At 60.7% G+C, this 262-nt stretch carries 1 protein-coding gene; it reads left to right on the top strand.

Annotated features, from left to right (window positions below):
- On the top strand, window positions 1-262 hold a 262-nt coding region (locus tag Q4548_RS16870; RefSeq protein WP_303457218.1), incomplete at both ends, for a hypothetical protein.

The following is a 262-nucleotide window of genomic DNA, read 5'->3' as shown; positions in this document are numbered from 1 at the left end:
CCTATGTGCAGAAGAATTTCACCGCGCCGAAACAGGTGGACATGCCAGCTCCGTCGAAAGGGTTCGGGCAGCAACTTGGCGATGCCATCGCTGATGTGCCTCACCAGATCGGGTTGACGGCTCGCCACGGTATCGAGGGGCTGACCTCTGCGCTTGGTACGCTTTCCTCGCCCATTCGGGCCGGCATGAACATGATACCCGGCGTCAATATTGCATCAGGGGAGGACGCAGGCAAGGGGCTGGCCGACGCACTACACTTGCC

It is taken from the genome of Wenyingzhuangia sp. 2_MG-2023, from assembly GCF_030548295.1.
Taxonomy (GTDB): Bacteria; Bacteroidota; Bacteroidia; order Flavobacteriales; family Flavobacteriaceae; genus Wenyingzhuangia.
Note: the sequence above shows the minus strand (reverse complement) of the source record. Positions and strands in the feature narration are given on the sequence as shown.